This is a genomic window from Lactobacillus sp. UBA5813, from assembly GCF_002417895.1.
Lineage (GTDB): Bacteria > Bacillota > Bacilli > Lactobacillales > Lactobacillaceae > Lactobacillus > Lactobacillus amylolyticus.
The window spans coordinates 1-19166 of sequence record NZ_DICZ01000018.1 but is presented as its reverse complement, the minus strand read 5'-3'; the positions used below and the strand labels follow the sequence as shown (position 1 = coordinate 19166).

The window sequence follows — 19166 nt, the reverse complement described above, 5'->3', positions numbered from 1 at the left end:
GTCTTAACTTAATGACATTGTAATTAAACCTAGATGCTTTTTAAATATTTACTTTTTTAGCTGCGCTGATTCCTCGCAAACTTGATTTTCATTTCAGAATGATATTCAATCTTTTGGAATTTTCTCGTACTAACAATCTTGCTCAATGGCAATAATTTTGAATTTCCAGCAACTGTGGTTATATTTTCTTCTAGCATCTATCTATACCCTTATCACTCAGTTATCAGTTATTAATTTTCATGCAAAAATACTTTAACGACCAAATAAAGCTTCTTGCCATCCCAGTGGAATTGCTTCGTTTTCCCCGTCAACAAATTGCCTTCATCCATCAGGCGACTCAAAATCAGGTTATGCTCTCTTGGCAAATAGCCGAGCTTCAAGCCGGTTGTCGTGTAAACGGCAATGGCATGCTTATCGGCTTCATTGTTGGGCTCTCTTATCAAAACCAGCGGATCATTCTCCTGCAATTTTGGAATGACGTGGTTTTGCAGATCCTGATATTGACTGCCTGCAAGCTCGCAACCATATAAGAACACATCACGTGAAGTTTTAGAATTGTTGTAATAGAGCTTCTTCAGCTCATCTATTTGGGTTTGCAAGTTGTCCATACGGTCGAGCATGTCTTCGAAAAAGCCCTCCGGCGGCATGACAATGGTATCGTGGTTATGAATTTCCATTTGGATAGCCTCTTTTCTATATTTGGTTATCGGTAAAATATTAATATTTTACTTTTATTATAATGGATAAGCTTATGATTTAGACAATTGATAGAAATATTTGTATTAAAAAACATCCCTGTTTGGGGGATGCATTTTAATTTATATTTGAATTATCCTACTCGACTAGTACCATCAGAATAATTCAAAGTTACGCCATTTTGAACATTAAAAATATAAACATTGAAGTGAACTGCATTTGAACCAGTAGATTGACCTTCCATTTCAACGCCACGAGCCAGCAATTCGTTACCACGGAAAATTGGCGTTACACGATACCGAACATAGTTTGCTCTGCTTTCTTTAATGTAGTCAGCCACTTCATTCTCATAACGAAGCATATCTGGATCGTTCAACTGTCTGGTTCCAGTCATCAGGTTCTTGATATTATTGTTTTGCCCTGTCAACTGATATCCAATTAAGTGACAGCGATTATAAAGCCATCCACCTGCAATGCGTTTATTATGCCAACCTGTTGGATCAACATGCAGAGGCTCACGCTCTCTATTAGGCATCAAAGATTCATTCAGCAATGCATTAGCGGCTGTTACTCGATTCAGCCCATCAAGATCACCATATTTTTGCCATGCACCTTGGCTTGTACTTAGATCACTCTTTGAAAACTTAGGATCGTTATTATTAACTGTAATAACATCTTTACCAGAATAATTTAGACTTGCTAGTTTTGCTTCGCTGACTGATTCAACGGTTTTGCCTGAATATTTCTTAAGCTGTTTGCGAAGTTTTGCAATCTTTTTATCTAGACTAACAATTTTCTTTTCAGTCTTTGTATTCTGTTTCTCAATCTTCTTCGATTTGGTTTCATCAGTACGATCATATTTAATGACTGTTTTTACTTTTGCAATGACCGTTTGATCTACTTGAGGATTGCTAATCGCACCAGCACCGCCAAAAAGCAAAAGGACACCTGAAACAGCCGCAATAATTTTCTTATTCATTATCTCTTAGCCTTTCTATAACCAGCGTTAATTGCATCCTGTTCACTGTTGAAGTAGACAGCATTTGCAGAATTCATTCGATAGCCAGCCTGTCCTGGAACGTGGTAAATCTTTGTGTTTTTATTCCCAACGATTTTACCAGAATCGGCAGTATCCATATCTCCTCTTCCTGCTCCATTACCGGATGAAGAGTGGTGCGTTGTAGCAGTCGATCTGTGATGCGTAACGGTCGTTTGCTCGCTGCTGTGCTTTTTGGCCTCTTGCTGTGCTTTCTTAGCTGCATCTAATTCCGCAACTAGTTTGTCATATTCTTTATGCTTCTTTTTCTCTTCAGTATTTAAAACCTTTTCTTTCGCCTGATCCTTGGCCAGTCTTTAAACGCCAACTTTTTTAACAACAACGTGCGTTTTAGGCGCAGACGCCATATTGCTGGTTGTATCTTCATCATCAGTCAAGGAATTTACCCAACAACAAAAAAGCACAAATACAGTAATTACTGAACCCAGAGCTGACCAGGCAATTTTGTGCTTTCTATTTTTAAAAACAAATTTTTTAAATAAATAATATGGGGCCAAATAGTACCAAAATAGCACCCATAATAAAATCCTCCAAAATCGATTCATTTTATTCTCCCACTTTAAATTTTCTATATACTCCCGTTCAAGTTTACACCTACTCTAAGTACTTAAGGCAGTCTTTTTAGGCATAAAAAAAACAGAAGATTTTAATTAATCTTCTGTACTATTTTGTTTTAAAGCAGAGATTTCACTTTTTAAATCCTTATTTTGTTTTTCTAGTTCATTTAGTTTGGACATAATCATTTCAAATTTTTTATTATCACTAGATTGATCTTCGTCAGAATCACTTTTTACAAAGTAGGTCGTAATTGAACTAGTCAACATTCCAATGATCCCAATACCAACAATCATCAATAATAAAGCAACAATTTTCCCGACTATTGTATGAGGCGAAATGTCACCATAGCCTACGGTTGTAGCAGTGGCAATCGCCCACCAAAATGATTCTCTTAACGAAACATGTTCACTTAGTGAATATGCTACAGCTCCTATGATAAGAAAAACTAAACTAATATATAGCAGATATATCAAACCATTTGTATATAAAATTTTCTTTATTCTGCCAGTTAATCCAACTAATCTTAATACACGCAAAATCCTCAATGCACGAACTAGTCTTGCAATTCGCGCGATTCTAAAAATTGCAAAGGCACTGCTAACAGGAATAATTGATAATAAATCAAATACATTGTGTTTAATGAAAGAGACTTTGTCCTTTGCCTTTATTAAGCGATAGAAATAATCTACAGCAAAAATTATTAATATTGCATTATCAACCCACATCCATAGTCCAACATTAATATCAATAACAGATGCATAATCAAGGACTATTAGTATTATTGAAAAAATGGCGAGTATCGCCATGGTAATGTTATATATTTTTTTGTCAACATTTTATTAAACTTCTTTACAGAAAAATCCACAAATAAAGCGTCCCTTTAGAGAGATGCTTTATATTTCACTTTTCCTCCAACGTGAATTATCAATAAACTATTTCTCTGCTTCTTCCAAAGCCTTCTGCAATTCCGAATCTACAGCATGAATATACAAACCGTGCACGCCACGCGTCATCAAGATATTAAATTCATTCTTCAATAACATATCGGCATAGCTCTTCGTAGAATCACGTTTTTGCGTTGCCTTCGGATTGGCGCTCTTATCCGGATCATGAATAATCTGACCATTGCAATATTTCACAGATGGTCCTAATTCTACTCCGACATAGTTAAGATCAAAACCTTGAACCGTATAAGTTGAGCCAATTTCATTAATTGTGTAATCTTTCTCTGCCCAAGATTGGTTGCTGTATTTTACTGGTCCATGCTTACGGTGCTTCTTTTCGAATTTGTCACGTTCATTGATTTCATAATTCCATGGCATATTCCAATCACCTTCACGAACTTCCCAGTATTTCTGCTCCTTAGGTGGTTTGGTTTTACCACCAGAATAATCCCAATCAAATGTAGCTACCATTCTGCTGATGCCACGATCATGTTTTTTATTTTTCTCTTCAATTGCCTTTTGCATTTCAGCGGGAGATCTAAAAATTTTGATCTCATAACGATCATCCTTAGGTATTTTCCCAATTTCGCCCTTATCGATTAATTTATGGATCCAATCAATAGTTGCTTGTGACGCATCAATTCTCATTTGATTGTGCAGATAAATGATATTGTTTTGTCCTGTTTGTTCTTCCAGTTCTTTAAAGTCTTCGCTATCCCAAACGCTGGTTGTGCTTAATACTTGTTTTGGATCAAAAACTGCCATGACAACTTTGGCTCTTTTGAGAATGTCTTTTAGCATATTAGTTCCAACTTGAATCTCAGGATGACGTTTATCATTTGAATAAGACTGACTTCTTTGCGTTAGCAACAGATGAGCTTCATCGATTAATGCAATATCAATCTTTTTATTTGGATTTGTGTTCTTAATAAAAGTAACAGGCTTTTCTACTTCGATATTATCGTTTTTATCAAAAATTTTTTGTGATATATCCTTATAGACTTTTAACTGCTCATTTTGATTTACAAGCATCGCAACTGAAAGCCGATTTGAACTTTCCTTTTGATAAGGAGTCTTAATCTGCGTTTCTTGAAAAGAAATCTCGTCTTCATGAACAAGATCATAAAAAATATTGCTCATTAAAACAGTCTTTCCTGATCCCGCATCCCCTTCAACCAAAATTAGTTGGCCATTTCCCTGCTTCTTATTCTTTTGCTTAGATAGAGCTAATCTGATCTTTTCAATAATTTCAGATTTGGCCTTAAGTTGTTCAGAAGTTAATTTGTTAAATGGAGAAGCTTTAAACAACGCCGAAGATTCAAGTATTTCTTGTGCTGGAAATAAGTCGTGATTCTTTTTTCCTAGTTTTTTCCAAATCTTCCTAAAAAGTGGCTCAAATTCTTCGTAATCATAATATTTATTTTGATCATTATGACGTCGATTGTTCAAATGCTTAACAGCTGGTACACTGCTCAGATACTGCATTAGGCGATTTTCAACATCTAACGTCATCGACTTATTAAAATGTTCCTGTCCAATAACATACATTTCTGCATTCTTAGATTGCTTCAGTCCAAAGAAGTCTTCCCTATCTTTAGGATCGCTATCCAAGTGTTGCAAAGTTCTGCGTTGAATATCATTAGTTTCACCAACATAGACTGTGTAACTCGGATTCTTTACCCCATTCTGATCGTTGATGACGTAAACAGTTGGGTATTCTGTCAATAAGGTACGATATTTTTCGTCATTCTTAAAATATTCACGGATATTATCATCAAGCTGATTAGCCGAATCTATATCATATTTAGTTTTATAAATTACTGGTGATTTAATACTTTTCACTGAAAAATGCTTACTCCTAATAGTAAAATAGTTTCATAAGTATTATATATTACTTAGAGGAATTTAGACTAGTTTACAAGGTAAATATCACTATGCTTTACATCGGACAAACTTATTCAACTTCAAATCAATCAAAAAAAGATGCAGAGAATCCGAATTATCTAGAAGTGAACGAATCTTCTAAAACTAATTATTATACTCAAACTCATCTAGCTAAAAGTCATAAAAATTATAAAGATCAACGTGGCATCGTAAGATACGGTGACCAGGAATGCATTATTGTATCAAGTAATACGAAGCCTCGAAGTGAATCTTATAATCCCTGGGAAGATGAATTTAACGAAGACATTGGTTATATCCATTATTATGGAGACAACAAAACTAAAGATAGGAATCCTGAAGATACGCCAGGAAACAAACGGCTATTAGAACAATTTAAAATAAGCCAAAATAAGGATCCTAAAATTAGAGCAAAAGCCATTCCTATTCTTTTCTTTGAAAGTAAGAAACCTGGAGAAAGAATTTTTCATGGATATGGAACTGTAGAATCCGTAAAACTGGTAACGCAATACTCCGGAACACCCGAAAATAAAGAATATTTTTCAAATTATCTTTTCGCTTTTTGTGTATTTTCACTCAAAAAAGAACAAGAGGCTTTTAATTGGGATTGGATTGATGCTCGCAGGGATCATGATCAATATGCTCCTTCATTAGCACCAAAAGAATGGCAAGATTGGATTAAAAATGGCAATTTTAATCAAGTGCGCAGGCACGTGTATGGGAGAAGCACTGCCAAGAAAAAAGAACAGCTCCCCATCCCAGGAAGCAAATTAGATTCCATTCTTTCTCAAATTTATAATTACTATAAAGATAATCCATACGGTTTCGAATTTTTGGCAAAGGACGTAACTCGTTTATTAATAGAAGATTCAGGTACGATCTGTCACGATGGCTGGGTAACTCAAGCATCTGGTGACGGTGGCTATGACTATGTTCTGAGAATCGATATAGGAAAAGCAGGATTGAGTCAAGTTCGTCAAGTTGTATTGGATCAAGCTAAATGTTACGAAACCAAAAATGGAATAAGCGGAAAAGACGTTGATCGAATTATTGCAAGATTAAAACGTGGATGGATAGCCGCATTTGTTACAACATCCTATTTTACTGACGCTACTCAAAAAGAAATTCTAGAAGATAATTATCCAGTTATGTTGATCAATGGCAAAAAAGTTGCTGAAGTTGTAAGTCAATACATCTATCGAAATAATATTACTTTAGAACAATATCTGGCAAAACTTGGAACAGAACAAGAATATCGTAACCCAGAAGATATTTTAAAAGAAGAATAAAAAAATTTTTAAAATAAATAATATGGGGCCAAATAGTACCAAAATAGCACCCATAATAAAATCCTCCAAAATCGATTCATTTTATTCTCCTTCAAAATTTTCAAGATTAAATTTAACTCAACTTAATCAAAAACACTAGAAAATATAATTTGCGTTACTGATAAAGCACAATTTGTAATGGATATTTTGTTTCTTGTAACGGTGTTATAACGCATAAAAGCATCCCCGGATTGGAATGCTTTTATTATAGGCTTTCAAATAACTCTTTTATTAATTGCGCCATTAATATACGTCTTTCTTGTAGGAACTGATGATAATTATGAAAATCGTAGCTCCTCAACGTTGCTGGAATAGCATTTTCCTTATCATTTTCATCCGAATGATATTGCATAGTTTCTTTATTTGACATATAAATTTTTGGAGCATAATCACTAATTTGAAGATTGCGTGGCTGTGTGATCCAAACATAATTAGCAACCTGATTGTATTCTTCTTGTTTAAAACCATTCTTTTTCAGATAAGCTTTTGGAAAAATATGATGAATATTACCTTGTTCTTGAATTGTATCGGCTGTATATTTATCTTTTTCGAGCCATGCATGAGCTCTAGCATGAATTTGCGCCATTTGGAAAATACGCCAATTTGTTAATTGAGTTGTTTGAGCTTGAAGACTATTTGGTAATGTCATATCCCAAAATTCATCAGTTAAGTTTTGTGCAAACTCATTATCGAATAATTCTTTTAATTGATCAATTTCATTTGCTTCAGAAATTAATCTCAAATCTCGATCAAATCCAGATTCTGGACTTGAACCATATCTTTTTGTTAAAGCTGTCATTAAGATCCATTTTTTAGTGTAAGTTTCTATCTCATCATTGGATAATTTAGAATTCTTTTTTAGATATAAATACAATGTATAGCCAAAATTGATATAAGAATCTGGTAATTTAGCATAGTTTTTATCCACTATTCCTAAACTTTTTAACAATAAAATATAGCGTTTAAAATTACTTTCATTTAGAGCATATTGAACTGCTTCTCCAAATTTTTCATAAGAATCTTCCATTGCTTCTTCAGTATATGTTCTTTTTTCAAAGTCACGACCTGAAATTAGGCTTACCAACTGATACAATTTTCCACGTAAGAATCCTAATCCAAGACAAATATGGAGAATACTGGAAAAATCAGGTTGATATAAAGTTACATCTTCTTTATCTGCCCAACTTATGTGTTTAAAGTAATTTGAATTTGCAAATTCGGGATCCATCTTTACGATATTTTCAAGTAAACTATGATCTTTATATAACTGGATAAAGTATTCAATTTCTTTTCTAAGATCATTTCCATGATGAGCTGTATCTGAAGAAAGACGAGACATTGCAAAATCAGCAGATGATAGTTTGGTACCTTTTTGATTAATACGATTAAATATGTCCGTAACTTGATCAATCGGCAACTTACTATTAAGTTTAATAACTCCAATATCGTATTGAGAAATACCTTTTAGCTTCTGAATGATTTTACTTAATTCATCAGGCTTCAAATTTAATCGTTTACTATTTTTCGTAACATAAGCATAATCACTAAAATTTGGATCCTCAAAAATCGAAATATCAGGAATCCATCGCGGATCCTTGGCAATTGCCGCACTTCTTGTAGCAAACTCTTCTGTGGTAGGATTAAAGGCAATATAAATTCTTTTCTTTAAATATTTCTCATTAACAATTTCATTACCTTCTAAAGCCGCACTTAATGCGGTAATTCTTTGTTGACCATCAATAATTATTTCCTTATTTTGACCTTTTCCGCCATTTTTTAGTTCAGCATCAGGATTTTCCCAAGTGACAATAAATCCAATAGGATAGCCTTTATAAAGAGAATCTACCAAGTCTCTTACTTGTGTAGATTTCCATACAAATGGTCTTTGCATTTCAGGTAAGCCAATTTTTCCATCTTTTATCCAACTTAAGATATTGGCAATATTTTCATGTTCTACGCTATAACTTTTTTCAACCATAATTTTCCTCTGAATACTCTTTTTTATATTTTAAGTATAACAAAAGCGTAACTCAGTAGTTACGCTTTTGTTATTCTTCACTCTCATTACTTGCCTACGTTCTGCTTGATCTACAACTGTTTTAACAGCTTGCGGAGCGAGATCTGGTGGATAACCGTATTTTCTTAATAAGTGTTTAACAGCTATTCTCATTTTGGCTTGAACATTAATACGATGTTCCCAATCAACACCGGATTCTTTTTTGACAATCTTAACTAATTCAGCGACAATCAAATGAAACTTTTCTTCACCCAAAACTTTGACTGCTTCCTCATGATTAGCTAATGCATCATAAAAGGCAAATTCTTCCTGGTTCACAATTTGCAAACATTGCAAGACAGTTCACTAACCATGATGTCGGTTCATGAATCATCTTGCTCTTATCACTTTTAAATCGCGTTTTAATCCAATCCTGATAACAGAGCCAAATATTGTTAATTACATTCCCTTCAAGCAAAAGACATTAGCCGTAACCAGCGTTATTTGTGTATCATCCGTAATTATAGGGATGCCTCTTCTATTTAGAACTCCACTTTCTTCACATCAGCCTTCGCCAATTCCGCAATCAGCGGCGCATCGGCTGGAGCCCAATTCAATTCCCCCACCTGAGCAGCTGGCAGCCATTCAATCTTGCTATGAGCCACAAGTTTAAAATCATGCGCCGTCATTTTGGCAAAGAAAACCGTCAGCTCAACGATGCCGAAGTCATATTCATAGCGCACCGTTTCGCCAAGCTGCGGACCAACGATGATCTCCGCGTTCAACTCTTCTTCAACTTCACGTTTTGCGGTTTGCTGCGGCGTTTCGCCCTTTTCAATCTTGCCGCCGGGAAATTCCCAGTAGCCGCCGACCAAGCGGTCAGCATTTCTCTTGCCTGCAAGAACTAAACATTTTTCTTGATCAATAATGGCAGCCGCTGCAACTCTGATAACCTTTTTTGTCATAAATCGAACCCTTTTCTAAATCAACTATCTATATTTTAAGCCGACAACTGAATAATAAATTACTATATTTTTGATCTTCTAAGCAATTTGCTGCCTTAAAAAATGACGCTATGTCACTCGCCATGATAAAATAGATTAAACTTTAATAAGTGATTGAGTTATAATCAAGATGTAATCGGTTTCACATCCTAGAAAGAGGTGCCTTTTTATGAAGAAAATTATTAATGATCCACATAATGTCGTACCAGAAATGGTTGATGGTATGACCAGATCTTATCCTCAATATATTGAAAAGATTGAAGGTACAGAAGCAGTTGTTCGTGCTGACAAAGATTCAATGAAAGGCAAAGTTGGTATTGTCAGTGGAGGTGGCTCAGGCCACGAACCAACACATGCTGGCTATGTTGGCGAAGGGATGCTTAGTGCTGCAGTTTGCGGTCAAGTGTTCACCTCTCCTACTCCAGACCAAATTTATGCCGCAATTAAGGCTGTAAATCAAGGACAGGGTGTTTTCTTAGTAGTAAAGAACTACTCCGGCGATGTCATGAACTTTGACATGGCGAAGGATTTGACAAGTATGGATGATATTCCAGTCAAGTCGATCGTTGTCGATGACGACATTGCCGTTGAAAACAGTCTTTACACTCAAGGTCGTCGTGGCGTTGCCGGAACGATTTTTATGCATAAAATTCTCGGTGCTGCCGCTCAACAAGGGGCAAGCCTTGACGAAATTGATGCCTTAGCTCATAAGGTATTACCAAACATCAAGACAATTGCTGTTGCCCTTTCCGCAGCTACCAACCCAGAAGTGGGCAAGCCTGGTTTTGAACTAAAAGAAGACGAAATTGAATACGGTGTTGGTATTCACAGTGAACCAGGATATCGCCGTGAAAAGATTAAGCCTTCTAAGGACTTGGTTGAAGAATTGGTTGGCAAGCTGAATGATGAAATGAAGCTTGATGGCTCAAAGAAGTATGCCTGCTTAGTAAACGGTATGGGTGCTACCCCATTGATGGAGCAATACATTTTTGCAAACGATGTTTTGAACAAATTGAACGAGTTCAACATCAAGCCAGCATTCATGAAAGTCGGCAACTACATGACTTCAATCGATATGGCTGGTATTTCACTTACCTTATTCGAAATCCAAGACGACAAATGGCTGGATTACCTCAACTATCCTGTAAAGACGATCGCTTGGTAGGAAGGAATAGAAATAATGACATTAACTGTTGATACTTTAACAACCTGGATGAACAAGTTCGCTGACAAAATTGAAACAAACAAGCAGCACCTGAGTGATCTTGATACGCCAATTGGCGATGGTGACCACGGTTTTAACATGGATCGTGGCATGAAGGCAGTTGAGCAAAAATTGTCAACAAAACCTGCTGACGTAACAAGCGGCTTCAAGACAATTGCCATGGCCCTTATTTCTACTGTTGGTGGGGCTTCAGGTCCACTCTATGGAACTGCATTCCTTGAAATGGCTAAGAAGAGCTCATCAACTGACGATCTTGGCGAGTTGCTCGATGCTGCCCTGGCAGGAATTGAAATGCGTGGTGGCGCTAAGCCTGGCGACAAGACCATGGTCGATGTTTGGAACGCCTTGGTACCAGATGTCAAAGCAGGCAATTTAACTGAAGAAAAGATCAAAGATGCCGTTGCCGCAACTAAGGACATGGTTGCTAAAAAAGGCCGTGCAAGCTACCTCGGTGAGCGTTCAAAAGGTCACATCGATCCAGGTTCAGAATCAAGTGGCTACTTATTTGAAGCAATGCTTGAAACGGAGGGCTTACTATGAGCTTAGGAATTACCCTGGTTTCTCACGTGCCAGATATTGCCGAAGGCTTGCCAAAACTGTTAAAGCAAGTCGCAAAAGACGTATCAATTACTACTGCTGGTGGAACAAACGATGGCGACATCGGTACCAGCATGGAAAAGATCATGAAGGCCTTTGATGATAATACTGCCGATGAAATTCTGGCCTTTTATGACTTAGGCAGTGCAAAAATGAACTTGGAGATGGCAATGGAAATGTCAGACAAAAAAGTTCATTTATACAATACAGCTTTTATTGAAGGAGCATATACAGCCGCATCCTTAATTCAAGCAGGCGTCGGTTTAGAAGATGTTGAAAAACAGCTCAAACCATTAACAATTAAAGATTAACTAGAAAGAGGCTCTCTCATGTCAGGTTTTATTGGTGAATTCTTCGGAACGATGATATTGGTTGCTTTTGGTACCGGTTGTGGTGCAGCAATTAATTTAAAAAAATCATACGCTAAAGGCTCAAATTGGCTCTATGTTTCAATCGCTTGGGGCATGGCCGTTACCTTTGGTGTCTACGTCGCAGCCAACCTTGGCTCACAAGGTCACTTAAACCCGGCCGTAACTTTGGGATTTGCCTGTTTTGGCTTCTTCCCTTGGAATGAAGTTGCGCCTTACCTAATTGGACAATTTTTAGGTGGCTTCGTTGGTGCCGTCCTTGTAGCTATTCAATTCTACCCTCACTTCAAGGAAACTAAGACTCCTGAAGAAGGCAACAATGTTGGAATTTTTGCTACAGGTCCTGCAATTAAAAACAATCTGTTCAACTTCTTAAGCGAAACAATTGCTACTTTTTTCTTCGTCTTTGCCCTTCTCAACTTGGGAGACTTTGACAAAGGTTTGAAGCCAATTGCTGTTGGCTTGCTGATTATGGTTATTGGTCAAGCCCTAGGTGGTACTACAGGATTTGCTTTGAACCCAGCACGTGACTGGTCACCAAGGTTTGCCTACACTGTTTTGCCAATCCCTAACAAATCTACTGCAAATTGGAGTTACGCTTGGGTACCAATGGTTGGTCCAATCGTCGGTGGTATTTTGGCTTCTGGATTGCAATATTTAATTAAATAAATTTAAACTTTAAACAAAAAATCGTCTAAACGTTTGCCTAGACGATTTTTTCTTATCCGCTTTTCGCGCCGGCAACGGCAACTGCTTTGTCCAGTTCTGTCGCTTTCGCAGCGCATTTTTCTTGCGACCATTCATGGCCTTGTGCAATTCGCTCGTGTTGGTGCTGCACGATGTACGCCAAAGAATCGATTACTTTCTTCTCTTCACCATCAAATTGAACAGGAACATTCTTATCTTCTTCGATCAACTTCATCAGAACCTCGGTCACCTTGATGTAATCGGGATCCGCAAAATTTCGATGATCTAATGAATAATAGTAGTAGTCGATCAAAGCATTAGTGATTTCTTGTTTTTCTACGCTCAGGTTATCCAACATGTTTAGTATTCCTTTCTGGGATATGCGCAATATTGTCGCCTCGGGCGGTAATTGATTGTTTAAGAATATCAGACTTCACCGCGCCCGCATAGAAAAATGCTCAATCTAAAGACTTTATTTAACTTTTTTGCTGTCGAAGGTCAATCCGAAGACCAACACGATGAAGAATGAAATCAAAAAAATTCCGATTTTCTTTAACATTTGTATCACCTGCTTGTTTTTTATAAAAATTATAACCCTAAAATCTGCTTCTTTTTAGCTTCAAACTCTGCTTTGGTTAAAATCCCCTGGTCCAGAAGTTCTTTCAACTTCTTTACTTGCTCTACCTGTTCATCTAATGCACTAGAACCATTCTGTGCCAATTTAGAGTATTTCTTGATGTTTTTCGCTAAAATCGGGGCGGCCACCTTATTGATCGCGTTGATCCGCAGTGTTTCGTCCTCATTGATCAAAGTCAATTCATCATAGACGATCGAATTATGCAGCACCACGCTCTTGATCTGCTTGAGCGGAATGACCAATGCCTGCTCTTTTGACAGCATCTTCTTGCTCAAAATAATGAGGCACTGATTCGTGCAGACCAGCATGACGTTTTTGCTTTTGACATTAATGCCAATCGCCGCATAAGCGATCTTTTCATCATCATGATCCTGCATAATTTCGGCAAGCGGCGCCAAATCCTTATCGCTGAACCAGATATCAAAAACGTCGGCGTCAATCAATTGCTGCTTCAATTCTGCTGGCAAATTCAGCTTCTGAATGCGGGCAATTGCCTGCTGTCCTCGCTGATCAGCCAAAAATCTGTTGTTTGCCTTGCTTTGCTTTTTACTAAATAAGTTGAATACCATAGTTTTTCCTTAAAAATCATTTTACATTGGCGAGCATGTCCGCCATCTTTTCAATGACATCGCGTAATTCCAATTTTGCTAAGAATGCTTTTGGCAAAACTTTTGTGCCATAGCGCGCGCCCAACAGCTGTCCCGTCAAATTGCCTGGGGAATCAGAATTGCCGTCATGGTTTACTGCGGCCTCGATTGCCTTTTTAAAATCATGCTCATACTTCAGCGCACAATAAACAGCGATGCCCAAGGTCTCATCGGCAAACCAACCTTGCCCCAGCGAAGCAATGTTGGCCGCATCCCGATCCGAACTATTTTCCGCCAGCATCCGCGCCAGATTGACCTCGCCGATGATTTCTTCACGAGCTGGCTGCTTGGTGATCGAATTTTTGACAACCTTGATCGTCTTGTCGATCGCCTGCGCGATATCAATTTTCATCCGGCTTAAATAATGAATCATCGTTGCAAAAAAGACCGACGCAATCGAACTGATCAAGCTGCCATACGTTAGCGCTGAAGCACGAGCGCTGCACTCCACCACTTTTTCAATCGACCAATTGACCAAACCAATCGGAGCGATGCGCATGATGCCGCCGCAGCCCTTGTTTTTGTTATAAGGATGCGTCAACGAGCCGAAATGCTTTTCCTTCAGCTCAGTGATGCAAGTGTTGCCCGGTTCACGCACGGAAAACAAACGCTGATCATCGACTAGCCAGCTAACCGGCCGATGCGTCATCTCGCTCTTGTCATGCTTGGTCTGTGTGTCCAGCCAATCCTGGTAGCAATTCCAAATATTGGTGAGCTTGTCGCCCGGCAGCAGCAAGCCGTTTGCAGTGAACAGGGTCATCTGCGTATCATCAGTGATTTTTGCCGGGCCCTTAAAATTGGCAAAAGTAATGCCGTCCTCACCGTAGCAAGCCTTAATGTCATCTAATTCTCCAAATTCAACGGGTGCACCCAGGGCATTGCCAACTGCTCCTCCAAGCAGGCAGCCCTGAATCCGCTCAATCTTTGCTTTCATATTATCTCCAAGTTTTATCTCTTCGTTAGCGTATTCATCTTCTATTTTAAAGCATTATTATGAATAAATATATTAAAAAAGACACTTCTACCTATAATAAGCAAAAGTGTCAATTTTTTATTTCAAATACAGAAAATGATAAATGATAATGCCAGCCGTAATGACAAGGGACCAAATCATGGCCTTGATTTTTTCTTTTTTAGTTGGCTTATCCTCTTCAAAATCGTTTTTCACTAGCAGTCACCCTATCTATTCTTGATGATAACTTTAGTGTGGTATGGAATATGGTAGTGCAGCCACTTAGCGTCTTTAACAGTCAAACGAATGCAGCCGTGACTTGCTGGAGTTTTACCAACCTTGTGCGTTTCGCTGGCAATGAAAGTCTTGGACCATTCGTAAGTTGGAACGGAATGGAATAAGTATTCTTGACCGATCCAGCCGACTGGGTAAAGACCAGATGAGAAGCGGTATGGGTGGTAGCTGTTAGTGTAGTAAGTACCAGTTGGCGTTAAGCTCTTGCCGTTAACAATTCGGCCGGCTGAGCAGTACATAGTGTAAAGTACTTTTTTGCCTGAACGAACGTAAACGCGGTTGCCCAAAATTGAAACCCGCAAGTTTAAGTTCTTTACCTTTTTCAAATTAGGATACTTGGTTTTGGTTTCACTAGAATACTTCCAGTAATTGCCGGTCCGCTTACGCATGTCAGTTGGATCGTAGTATGGTTGGTACTTGGTCTTGTGACGGTTAACGGCCTTTTTCTTCTTGGTTGTCTTCTTTTTAGTAGTTTTCTTAGTTGTTTTAGTTGTCTTAGTCTTGCTTGTCGTCTTTTTCTTAGTGCTCGTAGTTGAGCTAGTCTTAGAAGAAGTCGATGAAGATGAGCTGGATGATGACGACGTGGTTGATGAATCAGTCGTTGAAGTTGATGATGAAGCATCAGAATTTGAGCTAGATGAACTGGATGAGGCATTGACTGAACTGCTTGCAGCTTGAGTCATTTGTCCACCAAAAACAGTAAGAGCTGTGATTGCAGCTACGCTGAGCAACGTTGCTTTAAATCTAAATTTCATAATTAATATCTCCCTTTTGTATCCTCTAAAATTGTATCAATGAGGGGAAAAATTTCAACAAAAAAATGCAGTTTAGATCAGATATCTGAGCTGCATCTTCTTGTCAAAAGCAAAATTGCTGAATAATTAAGATTTGATAATGATTGCTTTGCTTAAAACAAAAAACAGTCTACCCACAACAGGAAAACTGCTTTTTAAATATTCAATTTTATCTTCTCTTAACGATAATCCTTAAGGAAATCAACCAACTTTTGGTAGTCAGCATCATGTTCAGAATTGTAAGCATCAATCAAATCAACTACCTTATTGTCTTTGGTAATGATACGATACTCACGCAAATCTTTCTTTTCATTGGCAACAACTGTGATTTCGCCCTTGCCTGGTGTTGAGTACAAAGTTGGGTTAAATACTTCATTTAACTTATCTGACAATTGTTGATTAAATGCAATAGTATTCATTTTGTTTTTATCTCTTTTCTAAAAACCTTAACATCGACATTATAGCATTTAGCGATCAAAATATCAGAACTTTAAATTGAATTTTTTATTTTTGAGAAGCACCCGTACTTGCATCATCTTCAGTGTAGTAAATGTCAGCATAAGCTGTGTTGGCAGCGATGCGGCCAAAGGTAAAGATATCAGCCAAAGAGTTGCCGCCCAAACGGTTGCCCGCATGGATACCACCGGTATTTTCACCAGCTGAATACAAACCTGGAATTTCTTCGCCATTCTTATCCAAAACATGAGCCTGAGTATCGATGACTAAACCACCCATGGTGTGGTGAATAGCTGGACGACGAGGCGTTGCATAAAATGGTGCAACTTCACACTTCAAATCGAAGACATTTTTATGGAATTCAGGATCTTCACCCTTATCAACGTCTTCGTTGTAGGTCTTGATTGTTTGTACCAAAGTATCAGGATCCATGCCAACTTGTTTTGCCAAATCCTCAAGCGTGTCAGCTCTAAACAAAGTGCCGGCTTTAACTTGGGCATCGACTGATTCTTGTGTGGTGTTATAAGCCGTTTCCTTGATCTTGTCATCGGCAATCAAGTAGAACAAGCCGCCATTGGCAATCGCAGCCTTGGCCAAAGTATCACGTTCCGCAAATTCGTTGACGAAGCGTTTACCCTTTTGGTTAACCATAATGTAGTTTGATGGTGGAGTTTGTAAACCTGTAAATAATTCCCCATTCTTTGGATCTGAAACAGGCATTAATTGGATAAAGCCCATGCCAACCAATGCGGCACCTGCTTCAAGACCTAAATTGATCCCATCACCGGTAATCGCTGGGGAATTGGTAGTGGCGATGTTGTCGTCAATCTTTTGCCAGTAAGTGTTGTACTTTTGAACCATCTTTGTGTTGGCACCAAAACCGCCAGCAGTTAAGATGACTGCTTTAGCATGAACAGTCAAGGTTGAGCCATCCGCACGCTTAGCAACAACGCCACGAACTTTGCCGTTTTTAATAATTAAATGTTCAGCGCGGGTTTCAAGATATGGATTTACGCCATGATCCTTTACCCAGTCTCCTAAAATGTGAATATAAGCGTAGCCCATTGGCTCTACTGGCTTATGACCACGACGCCACAAGCCACCGACTGGTTCGGTGACGTCAGTTTCATCGAATTTAACGCCAAGATCAGCCAACCATTTAACTGAATTGAGGGCATTTGTGACCAATTCATGTACCAGAGCATATTTGCCGTGAATTTCATTACCCTTTAAGTCAACACGCTTACCGCCTAAATAAGTTTGAATTTCATGCAGCAGAGTTGAGTCAAATAAGTAATCAGCGCCAGAATCAACGTATTCTTTAATTTGCTTTTGCAATTCTTTAAAGTCGTCACGATATTCGGGATCAATCTTCTCAATTGGTGTCTTAGCCAATTCTTCCAAAGTCTGCTTTTCACCTGGAAGGGCCTTGAATTTCTTTTGCCAGTCAGGTTCTGCAGCGTTCATTGGGCCACCGGCACGACTGGTATTGCCACCGATTTGTGGATATTTTTCCAAAATAACAACTTTTTCACCGTGCTGAATTGAGCGAACGGCAGCAGCTAAGCCAGCACCGCCGGCACCCACAACGACAACATCAGCATCTATCTCTTCGTCTTTTGCTTTCTTAGTTGCAGGCTTTTCACGCTTTTTCCATTCTTCAGCATCCCCGCCGGCCTCATTGATTGCTTGTGCAATGCCATCGATCACGCCGTGGCTTGAAATAGTCGCACCACTGACCGCGTCAACGTTTAAGGTTTGATAATCAATGATTTCCTTTGGCAAACGGTGAAATACTTCATCGGCAACCCCTTTGGTTTCGCCGGAAGAATCAATTTCAATATCTTTAATCTTGTCACCATCGATTGTTACTTCCATTGGCATGGATTCTGAACCATGACCTTTTGCTCTAACTTGATATTTACCTGATTTCATGTAAAAACCTCCTGCAATCCCTTGCTTGTGATCGCTTACAATTTGATTTTAAACGTTTTTTTCGCTTATGATTAGTACTAATAGGAATACTAGTTTGACAAAAAGGAATAGTTTATGAATTCGATGCAAGTTAAGTGCGTGATTGCACTGGGAAAAACCAAAAATTACACCAAAGCAGCCGAAAGCCTCTTTGTTTCGCAATCGACGGTTTCTAAAAATATCAGCCGGCTTGAAGACGAATTAGGCTTCAAAATCGTCACCATGCAAGGACGACAGGTCGCTTTCACCAAGGATGGCGAATACTTTTACCAGCAATTATGCCAAATTCATCAGCAATTTGAAGAAACGATTTCCAATATCTATTCCCAAGAAAAAGAGCGGCCCATCATCATTCGCCACTCAACCGCGATTTTTGAACGCTATTATTTGCCTCGCTTTCTGCAATTATTTAGGCAGAAAAGCCAGCAGGAGATCGTCTTCTCTGGTTTCAGGCCTAACATTTCCTTTGAAGACAACCTCGATCTGTTTTACGAAAATCAGGCCGATTTTATTCTGATCCAGCAAGACTTCTTTCACCATGATGAACGCTTGGGTTTCACCCCGCTTTTAACGGGAAAATTCTCTGTCATCATTAACCGAAAAAATCCTTTGGCAAATAAAAAGAGTCTGGATTTGGAACAGCAGCCCCGCCGTTTCCTCAGTTTTAAAAATTGAACAAGCACTCAAGCAGATCATGCCTGTCGACCAAATCCGAGAATCCGACGGCATTATCTCCTGCGAAATGTACGCAACTGCGAACGAAGGCATTGGCATCGTTCCCAGCTTCGCCTATGACAACAATTTGAACCCAGATGTGGTCTACTACTTTTTAGATGTCGACGTACCCCTGGTGTATGGTGCTTTTTATCTAAAAATAACCGAAAAGGCCTCCTACTTCAATGATGTCATCGATAATTTAAAAGAGGCAGTCGCTCTAGAACGGAAAAAGTGGCACTAAAAACTAGGATTATTTTTCATCCTTGACATACTTTAAAAACATCAAGAAGATGACAACTACCATGACTAACAAAACAGACTAACCTAGTGTTG

Annotated in this window: 19 protein-coding genes and 2 pseudogenes; 7 read left to right on the top strand and 14 right to left on the bottom strand. The window is 38.4% G+C overall.

The window, feature by feature from the left end:
- Nucleotides 1-230 precede the first annotated feature (230 nt).
- From B2008_RS03895 to B2008_RS03875, 5 genes and pseudogenes are all read right to left on the bottom strand, one after another.
- Nucleotides 231-677: an HIRAN domain-containing protein gene (locus tag B2008_RS03895; protein WP_281828561.1), complete on the bottom strand. Its 447-nt coding sequence runs from the start codon at nt 675-677 to the stop codon at nt 231-233.
- Nucleotides 678-829: 152 nt separating this feature from the next.
- Nucleotides 830-1675 (bottom strand): DNA/RNA non-specific endonuclease, encoded by an 846-nt coding sequence (locus B2008_RS03890; RefSeq protein ID WP_281828562.1) that lies wholly within the window; start codon nt 1673-1675, stop codon nt 830-832.
- Nucleotides 1675-2298, bottom strand: a pseudogene (locus B2008_RS03885) (hypothetical protein). Before B2008_RS03885 ends, B2008_RS03890 begins: the two are co-directional and overlap by 1 nt.
- 105 nt (nt 2299-2403) lie before the next feature.
- Nucleotides 2404-3117, bottom strand: coding sequence for an ion transporter (locus tag B2008_RS03880; protein WP_414671994.1), 714 nt, complete (start codon nt 3115-3117; stop codon nt 2404-2406).
- Nucleotides 3118-3243: 126 nt separating this feature from the next.
- The gene (locus B2008_RS03875; RefSeq protein WP_281828564.1) at nt 3244-5097 is read right to left on the bottom strand and encodes a DUF2075 domain-containing protein; all 1854 of its coding nucleotides are present in this window, start codon (nt 5095-5097) and stop codon (nt 3244-3246) included.
- Nucleotides 5098-5189: 92 nt separating this feature from the next.
- Between B2008_RS03875 and B2008_RS03870 the strand changes: the two genes are divergently transcribed.
- Nucleotides 5190-6446, top strand: a complete 1257-nt coding sequence (locus B2008_RS03870; RefSeq protein ID WP_281828566.1) for a restriction endonuclease — start codon at nt 5190-5192, stop codon at nt 6444-6446.
- A gap of 244 nt (nt 6447-6690) precedes the next feature.
- Here B2008_RS03870 and B2008_RS03865 read toward each other — a convergent pair whose 3' ends face one another.
- The 3 genes and pseudogenes from B2008_RS03865 to B2008_RS03855 all read right to left on the bottom strand — a co-directional run bounded on the left by B2008_RS03865 (nt 6691) and on the right by B2008_RS03855 (nt 9446).
- Entirely contained in the window at nt 6691-8463 is a 1773-nt protein-coding gene (locus B2008_RS03865; protein WP_281828567.1) for a GmrSD restriction endonuclease domain-containing protein, read from the bottom strand.
- A 30-nt stretch (nt 8464-8493) separates the two neighbouring features.
- A pseudogene (locus B2008_RS03860) lies at nt 8494-8820 on the bottom strand (type I restriction enzyme endonuclease domain-containing protein); the annotation flags it as partial.
- Nucleotides 8821-9023: 203 nt separating this feature from the next.
- Nucleotides 9024-9446 carry a (deoxy)nucleoside triphosphate pyrophosphohydrolase gene (locus tag B2008_RS03855; RefSeq protein WP_281828569.1) on the bottom strand — a complete coding sequence of 141 codons (423 nt, stop codon included), beginning with the start codon at nt 9444-9446 and terminating at the stop codon, nt 9024-9026.
- 208 nt (nt 9447-9654) lie between these two features.
- On the opposite strand from B2008_RS03855, the gene dhaK reads away from it, so the two are divergent.
- From dhaK to B2008_RS03835, 4 genes are read left to right on the top strand one after another with little or no spacing between them, the layout of a single operon-like run.
- The gene (dhaK, locus tag B2008_RS03850; protein ID WP_281828570.1) at nt 9655-10650 is read left to right on the top strand and encodes a dihydroxyacetone kinase subunit DhaK; all 996 of its coding nucleotides are present in this window, start codon (nt 9655-9657) and stop codon (nt 10648-10650) included.
- A gap of 15 nt (nt 10651-10665) precedes the next feature.
- The gene (gene dhaL, locus B2008_RS03845) at nt 10666-11250 is read left to right on the top strand and encodes a dihydroxyacetone kinase subunit DhaL (protein WP_281828572.1); all 585 of its coding nucleotides are present in this window, start codon (nt 10666-10668) and stop codon (nt 11248-11250) included.
- The gene (dhaM, locus tag B2008_RS03840) at nt 11247-11618 is read left to right on the top strand and encodes a dihydroxyacetone kinase phosphoryl donor subunit DhaM (RefSeq protein ID WP_281828574.1); all 372 of its coding nucleotides are present in this window, start codon (nt 11247-11249) and stop codon (nt 11616-11618) included. The genes dhaL and dhaM overlap by 4 nt, the downstream gene beginning before the upstream one ends.
- 18 nt (nt 11619-11636) lie before the next feature.
- Nucleotides 11637-12344, top strand: coding sequence for an MIP/aquaporin family protein (locus B2008_RS03835; RefSeq protein ID WP_281828576.1), 708 nt, complete (start codon nt 11637-11639; stop codon nt 12342-12344).
- 52 nt (nt 12345-12396) lie between these two features.
- Here the strand turns inward: B2008_RS03835 and B2008_RS03830 are convergent, their stop codons facing one another.
- The 6 genes from B2008_RS03830 to B2008_RS03805 form a co-directional block, all read right to left on the bottom strand.
- Entirely contained in the window at nt 12397-12720 is a 324-nt protein-coding gene (locus B2008_RS03830) for a hypothetical protein (RefSeq protein WP_281828578.1), read from the bottom strand.
- 230 nt (nt 12721-12950) lie between these two features.
- Complete coding sequence (locus tag B2008_RS03825) at nt 12951-13568, bottom strand: PH domain-containing protein (protein ID WP_281828579.1); 618 nt, start codon at nt 13566-13568, stop codon at nt 12951-12953.
- Between the two features lie 16 nt (nt 13569-13584).
- Entirely contained in the window at nt 13585-14580 is a 996-nt protein-coding gene (locus B2008_RS03820; protein WP_281828580.1) for an ADP-ribosylglycohydrolase family protein, read from the bottom strand.
- Between the two features lie 245 nt (nt 14581-14825).
- On the bottom strand, nt 14826-15647 hold the full coding sequence (locus B2008_RS03815) for a L,D-transpeptidase (protein WP_281828581.1): 822 nt from the start codon (nt 15645-15647) through the stop codon (nt 14826-14828).
- 218 nt (nt 15648-15865) lie between these two features.
- Nucleotides 15866-16105, bottom strand: coding sequence for a hypothetical protein (locus tag B2008_RS03810; RefSeq protein WP_281828583.1), 240 nt, complete (start codon nt 16103-16105; stop codon nt 15866-15868).
- Between the two features lie 85 nt (nt 16106-16190).
- Nucleotides 16191-18077 (bottom strand): flavocytochrome c, encoded by a 1887-nt coding sequence (locus B2008_RS03805; protein WP_281828584.1) that lies wholly within the window; start codon nt 18075-18077, stop codon nt 16191-16193.
- A 114-nt stretch (nt 18078-18191) separates the two neighbouring features.
- On the opposite strand from B2008_RS03805, the gene B2008_RS03800 reads away from it, so the two are divergent.
- On the top strand, nt 18192-18791 hold the full coding sequence (locus tag B2008_RS03800) for a LysR family transcriptional regulator (RefSeq protein WP_281828585.1): 600 nt from the start codon (nt 18192-18194) through the stop codon (nt 18789-18791).
- 67 nt (nt 18792-18858) lie between these two features.
- On the top strand, nt 18859-19074 hold the full coding sequence (locus tag B2008_RS03795) for a hypothetical protein (protein WP_281828586.1): 216 nt from the start codon (nt 18859-18861) through the stop codon (nt 19072-19074).
- The last annotated feature ends 92 nt before the right edge of the window (nt 19075-19166 follow it).

Coding starts and splice junctions, on each gene's coding strand:
- B2008_RS03855 (WP_281828569.1), bottom strand. CDS start 9,446: ATGACAAAAAAGGTTATCAGAGTTGCAGCGGCTGCCATTATTGATCAA.
- B2008_RS03820 (WP_281828580.1), bottom strand. CDS start 14,580: ATGAAAGCAAAGATTGAGCGGATTCAGGGCTGCCTGCTTGGAGGAGCA.
- dhaK (WP_281828570.1), top strand. CDS start 9,655: ATGAAGAAAATTATTAATGATCCACATAATGTCGTACCAGAAATGGTT.
- B2008_RS03805 (WP_281828584.1), bottom strand. CDS start 18,077: ATGAAATCAGGTAAATATCAAGTTAGAGCAAAAGGTCATGGTTCAGAA.
- B2008_RS03815 (WP_281828581.1), bottom strand. CDS start 15,647: ATGAAATTTAGATTTAAAGCAACGTTGCTCAGCGTAGCTGCAATCACA.
- dhaM (WP_281828574.1), top strand. CDS start 11,247: ATGAGCTTAGGAATTACCCTGGTTTCTCACGTGCCAGATATTGCCGAA.
- B2008_RS03880 (WP_414671994.1), bottom strand. CDS start 3,117: ATGGCGATACTCGCCATTTTTTCAATAATACTAATAGTCCTTGATTAT.
- B2008_RS03800 (WP_281828585.1), top strand. CDS start 18,192: ATGAATTCGATGCAAGTTAAGTGCGTGATTGCACTGGGAAAAACCAAA.
- B2008_RS03870 (WP_281828566.1), top strand. CDS start 5,190: ATGCTTTACATCGGACAAACTTATTCAACTTCAAATCAATCAAAAAAA.
- B2008_RS03830 (WP_281828578.1), bottom strand. CDS start 12,720: ATGTTGGATAACCTGAGCGTAGAAAAACAAGAAATCACTAATGCTTTG.
- B2008_RS03835 (WP_281828576.1), top strand. CDS start 11,637: ATGTCAGGTTTTATTGGTGAATTCTTCGGAACGATGATATTGGTTGCT.
- B2008_RS03795 (WP_281828586.1), top strand. CDS start 18,859: ATGTACGCAACTGCGAACGAAGGCATTGGCATCGTTCCCAGCTTCGCC.
- B2008_RS03895 (WP_281828561.1), bottom strand. CDS start 677: ATGGAAATTCATAACCACGATACCATTGTCATGCCGCCGGAGGGCTTT.
- dhaL (WP_281828572.1), top strand. CDS start 10,666: ATGACATTAACTGTTGATACTTTAACAACCTGGATGAACAAGTTCGCT.
- B2008_RS03865 (WP_281828567.1), bottom strand. CDS start 8,463: ATGGTTGAAAAAAGTTATAGCGTAGAACATGAAAATATTGCCAATATC.
- B2008_RS03825 (WP_281828579.1), bottom strand. CDS start 13,568: ATGGTATTCAACTTATTTAGTAAAAAGCAAAGCAAGGCAAACAACAGA.
- B2008_RS03890 (WP_281828562.1), bottom strand. CDS start 1,675: ATGAATAAGAAAATTATTGCGGCTGTTTCAGGTGTCCTTTTGCTTTTT.
- B2008_RS03810 (WP_281828583.1), bottom strand. CDS start 16,105: ATGAATACTATTGCATTTAATCAACAATTGTCAGATAAGTTAAATGAA.